The sequence below is a fragment of the Salinivibrio sp. MA607 genome (genome assembly GCF_001996245.1).
Taxonomy (GTDB): domain Bacteria; phylum Pseudomonadota; class Gammaproteobacteria; order Enterobacterales; family Vibrionaceae; genus Salinivibrio; species Salinivibrio costicola.
The window spans coordinates 98,238-104,304 of sequence record NZ_MUFJ01000009.1; the positions used below are offsets into that span (position 1 = coordinate 98,238).

At 48.1% G+C, this 6,067-nt stretch carries 4 protein-coding genes; 1 reads left to right on the top strand and 3 read right to left on the bottom strand.

Translation table 11 applies throughout. The features are described from left to right. Positions 1-36 precede the first annotated feature (36 nt). On the bottom strand, positions 37-459 hold the full coding sequence (locus BZG81_RS06490; protein ID WP_077677001.1) for a DUF3293 domain-containing protein: 423 nt from the start codon (positions 457-459) through the stop codon (positions 37-39). Positions 460-892: 433 nt separating this feature from the next. On the opposite strand from BZG81_RS06490, the gene arcA reads away from it, so the two are divergent. Continuing rightward, on the top strand, positions 893-1,612 hold the full coding sequence (gene arcA / locus BZG81_RS06495; protein WP_021022133.1) for a two-component system response regulator ArcA: 720 nt from the start codon (positions 893-895) through the stop codon (positions 1,610-1,612). 91 nt (positions 1,613-1,703) lie between these two features. Here arcA and arcB read toward each other — a convergent pair whose 3' ends face one another. Together arcB and BZG81_RS06505 are read right to left on the bottom strand one after the other, a co-directional pair. Continuing rightward, positions 1,704-4,076, bottom strand: a complete 2,373-nt coding sequence (gene arcB, locus BZG81_RS06500) for an aerobic respiration two-component sensor histidine kinase ArcB (RefSeq protein ID WP_077677002.1) — start codon at positions 4,074-4,076, stop codon at positions 1,704-1,706. A 9-nt stretch (positions 4,077-4,085) separates the two neighbouring features. Continuing rightward, positions 4,086-5,879: a diguanylate cyclase domain-containing protein gene (locus BZG81_RS06505; RefSeq protein ID WP_077677003.1), complete on the bottom strand. Its 1,794-nt coding sequence runs from the start codon at positions 5,877-5,879 to the stop codon at positions 4,086-4,088. Positions 5,880-6,067 lie beyond the last annotated feature (188 nt).

Here is a 6,067-nt window from a genome sequence, read left to right on the forward strand (position 1 = left end):
GATATCTTTCTCCTCATTATTAATAGGGTGACTCGTTTACGTCTTTGCCGCCACCAACAAGGAAGAAAAACGCACGTTAAGTGGTTGTGGCGTAAAGTCTGTCATTAAGGCAGGCAACAACCATAATGTATCGTTTTCAACCCAGTAAATCGCGTTTTGCTCCCAAGTTTTCGCCAAGGCCACGGCATCCGATGACGCAATCGCGACCGCAAAACCAGGTTCAAACCAACTTCCATCCGGTGCGCCACCATTCATCGGCCAATAACGGAGACCGGCCTGCGTCATCGCCTTGGCAAGCCGCTCATTACGTAAGTAATTCTCATTGTCAGATAAAGGTTGGCTGCGTGGATTAAATGCGGTAAGAATAGCAAATGCAGCCGCATCGGGCGCTTGAGGGGCATGAAAAGCGATCGATTGGTAAGTTTTCCACAAATCTTGCTGCGTATTTTGATCACACATTATTTACATCCATTGGCTACTAATACTATGCTTAATTACTAATTATGCGCGATTATTCATGAAGTTAAACGGATAGTTGGTACTAACTGACACGTAACATGCTTTTGATTGGGGTCAATAAAGGATGAAAAAAATCATCAACCTTCATCCTAATATATTGTTAGCGTGCTGTTAAATGAATACAATTGGCGATAATTAATGGATAGCACAGTGATCGGCTTGGCGTTGAATCAAGTCCGCCATGCCCCGTCTCAAGCTGGAACACACGGTGCGTTGTCTAGCATCGACGAACACTTCTCTATGGATGGCGTGCCATATGTTAGTTGCGAGGTTCGCGGTAGACATTCCTCGCATTTTGTAAATTTTTTTCACAGGCTAGTCGGTCTAGACTGTGGAATATAACCGGATTCTATTTAGATATTAGGTATCGCCAATGCAAACCCCGCAAATTCTGATTGTAGAAGACGAACAGGTCACACGTAACACGCTGAAAAGTATCTTTGAAGCCGAAGGTTACAATGTGTTTGAAGCCAGCGATGGCGACGAAATGCATCAAATCCTGTCAAACCACCACGTTCACCTTGTGATCATGGATATCAACCTGCCTGGTAAAAATGGCCTACTCCTGGCGCGTGAACTACGTGAACAAGGGGATATGGCACTGATGTTCCTGACCGGGCGAGATAACGAAGTTGATAAAATCCTTGGGTTGGAGATCGGTGCAGATGATTATATCACCAAACCGTTTAATCCCCGTGAACTGACTATCCGTGCCCGCAACCTGCTCACGCGTGCGTTAAGCAGTGTGAACGGGAGTGAAGAGAAACGTAATGTTGACGTTTATACCTTCAATGGTTGGACGTTAGATATTAACAGCCGTTCACTGATCAATCCTGAGGGAGAAACCTTCAAACTGCCTCGTTCTGAGTTCCGTGCATTGCTTCACTTTTGTGAAAACCCTGGCAAGATCCAGACCCGTGCTGAACTGCTGAAGAAAATGACCGGCCGCGATTTGAAACCGCATGATCGTACGGTTGATGTCACCATTCGCCGGATCCGTAAGCACTTTGAATCGCACAGCGACACACCCGAGATTATTGCCACCATTCACGGTGAAGGCTATCGCTTCTGCGGCGAGATTGAAGAGCAGTAAGTGTCAACGCTAAGCCGATAGTCGGTGAAAACTACCGTTTGTACAGGCAAAAGGCGCCCAATCTAAGGCGCCTTTTTTTGATCTTATCAGGTTAACGGTGAGTGTCGCTTTGCTCATCTAACCAGGCCTTTAATACCGCTAAATCGTGCGGGTAACCCGCTTTTATTTCATCGATCCAATCAGCAATGTTTTCCCACCATGCCGGTAAATCAGGCGACTGAGCTTTTTGCGCGACTTTTTGGATATGTTTTAACCCCACCGACCCCGCGGCGCCTTTAATTTTATGGGCTTCTGAAACAATGCCGTCTTGATCGCGTGCGGTCATGTTCGAGTCTAAGATCGCGATATAGTCTGGCATGGTTGCTTCAAACATTTCGATACTTTGGCGTACAGGCTTAATTCCCACCAGCTCGACGTATCCGGTGAGCATGTCCATATCCAATAAGCGCTCAGCTTGCTCATTCGCCACTGGCCGCGCCGCTTGCGTCTGAGGTTCAGATTCAGCAGTCTGCGCGGGTACCGCCTCGCCGGCCAAAGCATGATGCGAAATCACGTGATTGAGGGCTGAGACACTAATGGGTTTACTGATAGCATCGTCCATACCTTGTGTTAAGTAGCTATTTTTATCGTTGATCACATTGGCCGTCAGAGCAACTAAGGGCGGTAAATGCGCGTGATGCTGTCGCCATGTCGCGGCGACATCAAACCCGGTCATATCCGGTAACTGAATGTCGAGTAAGACGAGATCAAATGCGCCAGGCACAAAAGCATCAAGCGCGGCTTGCCCGTCGCGAGCAACGGTGACGTCATGACCCAGGCTTTCAAGCAAGCTGGTGGCAACGGTGATATTCAGCTCAATGTCTTCGACAAGCAAAATACGTAACGCATTGTTTATCAGCGCAGGGGAAGGCATCTGTTCTTCATTGGGTTCACTCAGTGGCACGCTCACCGTAAGTGTAAACGTACTGCCTTGACCTTCTTCACTGTCGAGGCTGATATCGCCACCCATCAAACGCGCCAGTTTACGCGAAACGGCTAAGCCAATCCCAGTGCCCACGGCATGTAGGTTTTCACCGGCTTGTTTTACCTGATAGTACATTGCAAAGATCTTATCTTGCTCATCCGCAGGGATCCCAATACCACTGTCTTCAACATCAAAACACAGATGAGCAGTATCGTGATCAACCTCAGCACTGACCGTGATAATCACACAACCTTGCTTGGTAAACTTGACCGCATTCCCCACCAGGTTCCAAAGAATTTGCCGTAAACGGGTCGCATCCACTGCAACGTACTCGGGCAAGTCCGTGACCCGCTCGAGTTCAAAACGTAGGCCTTTTTGCTCCGCCATCAATGTCGATATATTATCAATCTCGGTCACAAACTCGCGCAGATCGATGCTGGTAGGATGCAATGACAAACGTTTTCGATCGGATTTATCTAAATCGATAATGTCATTAAAAATGTTACCTAGCGTGATGGCACTAACGTAAATGGTGCGTAAGTAATTACGCTGTTTATCGTCTAATTGAGAGTCGAGCAGTATTTGACTGAGCCCCACAATGCCATTCAACGGGGTACGAAGTTCATGACTAATAGTCGAAATAAACGCTGTCTTTTCTCGACTCGCTTTTTCTAGCGCGTCTTGGTAACGCTTACGCTCGGTGATTTCGCGTCCAAAGCCGAGTAATCCTAGATGTCGCCCGTCTCGTGAAAAGAAAGGGACTTTGCGCAACTCAAAATAGGCTTTTCGACCATCTTGATATTCCAGCCATTGTTCATAGGTAATCGAGACATTGGCATCAAAAACTTGCTGGTCCGTTTCAACCACTTTTTCAGCAATATCTTCACGATAAACATCCCAAGGCGTCATGCCCTTTAGGGTTTTCTCATCGTAACCGGTGAGCTCTTCCATTGCGCGATTGCAACCGGAAAACTGGCCCTGGGCATTGCGGTAATAAATTAAATCGGGCGAGGCATCGATAAATGATCGCAGTAACGCGGTTTGCTCAGCCAATTCTAACTGGGCTTTTTCACGCTGATAAACTTCATTTTCCAGATCTTTAATCGCCTGTTGCCGCGCTTCCTCAGCTTTTTCTCTTTCTTCTATCTCTAAGTTGAGCTGCTCAATGTTCTCGGTTAATTGGCGGTTTAAACGCATATCGCGCGCGCGCATTTCTTCAAGTTTTGAGACGAGCTTGGATAAACGTTGACGAGACTCTTCCAGTTGATCCACCACCACTGATAAAAAATAGACCGCCCAGGGAGTGATGATCAGACCAAAAAATACAGAACGAATAATGTCGATATTCTGGACCGTGCCTTCAAGCACCAGCGTGATGCCCACTTGTACCACAACCGCCAGCGCTACTAAGGCTAAGGCGAGCAGCATGCTAAAGCGCACAATCCCGAGTTTAACCAGTAAATCGACATAATATTGTGCGAGGACTTTAAGTTGTTTCATAAAGGATGATTAACCGCTAGATTCTAGGTAAGTCGACTCGGCGACCGAGGCGCGTCGAGGGCTTGATCCGTGTGGTGTCGGCATGCCTTTCACTACACTCACTTGATTTCGACCGTTGCGTTTAGCTTGATATAAAGCGCGATCCGCTTGCTGGATTAAATCACCGTAATCACCATCCGCGGTGGGTGTCACACAAGCAACGCCAAGGCTGATAGTGATTTTACCGGTAATCACTGCCTGATGATGGGCAATGTCTGCCGATAGCACCCGCTCGCGTGCAGTCTCGGCAACCTGGATAGCGCCGTTCAGTTCGGTTTGCGGCAATACAATGGCAAACTCTTCTCCGCCATAACGCGCCACCACATCAAGCGGCCGGTGAACGGCTGAGGTCAATGCGTTTGCCACTTTTTGTAACGCCCAGTCACCTTGTTGATGACCATAGTGATCATTGTACAGTTTAAAATGATCGATATCACAGAGGATAAAGGCAAGTGGCGTGCCTTCACGCGCTTGTGAACGCCACAGTTTGCTCAGCTGTTCATCTAAACTACGTCGATTCGCCACTTGGGTGAGGCTGTCGACAAAACTGAGTGCTTGCAAAGCCATAATGGCGTCGGCAAGCTGCTGTTGCGTGTCTTTTCTTTCGGTAATATCCCGTGCCATCAGCAAAATGGCAGGGTCGCCCGTCACCGGATCTTGAATGCGTGATTTTGCCACCTCATACCAGGTTTGCTCGCCTGACTGACCAAGAATGACATCCTCATAAGTCATGGTTTCACCCGTATCCAGTACTTGTTGATCACGCTGTCGCTGTTGATCGAAGATATCAGGATCAACCACTTTCTGCGCAGGGGCGTTTTCCAACGCCTCAATCGTCGTGCCTAATGCATCAGCATAAGCTTGGTTGCAAGCCAAGTGATAGTAGTCTTGGTCATAGATCCCAATCGGATCGATACTCGACTTAAAAATCGCACTGAGTAAATGACTGCGTTGCTCTAAGGCCTGCTCAACGGATTGGCGCTGTTGCGCTTCTTTTTGTAATCGCTCTTGCATCTGGTGCCAGTTGGTCACATCGTGGCTGATACACAAGGTACCAATGATTGCCTGTTTATCATTTTTAAGTGCGGTGATATTGGTCTCTAATAAACAGCTTTCATCATTATGTTGTGTCGCCCATGTCCGTTCAGTTTGAGGCTGCGTCAGCGGCTGATCCGCTTGCCAAACAATGGCTTCTTGCTCACGGCCTTGCCAAAAACGATCAAATGCCGCATTGGTGCCGACCACATTCCCTTCCACATCTTGAAAGCACACCAACTCCTCCAGCGAGTTAATCACGCTCAAGAGTACGCCTTGCTCTTGCTCATGAAGCTGCCAATGGGTGCGCTGATCCGCCGATGATAAGGAGACAACCCATGCTCGCTTCCCTCGACAACGAATCGGTAACCCCGATAACTGCACGTTGACACGCACCCGATTCGCCCCCGGCGCTCGGACTTTCGCATCAACATGAGAAAAAGGTTGCGGCCAAGGCTGTGCCATAATGAATGCCTGAACGGCTTGCTGCTGTCGCGGGGTAGCGGTTTTAAATTGCTGTTGGCTATCAACCAGTGAAAAGGTGTCTACGCATGCGGCATTGGCATATAAAATGTCGCCCTGTTCGGCAGTCACAATGGCATGCGGCGTTTCCAAGCTGGCCATGTAAACCTGCCAGTCAGATAGCGCCACTGTCTCTTGACGCGCTCGCCATCCGTAACCCAGCACGCCACCGGCCAATAAAACAAGCAAAAAAATAAAAAACGCCATGCCGCTCCTGTGCCCTTGTCCCTAATGTGTTCTATCCAGTTTTCACTCGCATCGTATTCTGCCACACATTACATTGGGGGCGTAATTACCCTGTTCACAGCTTTATAAATATCATCTGTTATTTTATTACATCAATCTGTAGTGATTTTCGCTATGAAAGTGGACGCATAAAACGCACCCTTCTCTGT

Bases quoted from the DNA above. Each gene is read 5' to 3' on its own strand.
- arcA (WP_021022133.1), top strand. From the start codon at position 893: ATGCAAACCCCGCAAATTCTGATTGTAGAAGACGAACAGGTCACACGT.
- BZG81_RS06490 (WP_077677001.1), bottom strand. From the start codon at position 459: ATGTGTGATCAAAATACGCAGCAAGATTTGTGGAAAACTTACCAATCG.
- arcB (WP_077677002.1), bottom strand. From the start codon at position 4,076: ATGAAACAACTTAAAGTCCTCGCACAATATTATGTCGATTTACTGGTT.
- BZG81_RS06505 (WP_077677003.1), bottom strand. From the start codon at position 5,879: ATGGCGTTTTTTATTTTTTTGCTTGTTTTATTGGCCGGTGGCGTGCTG.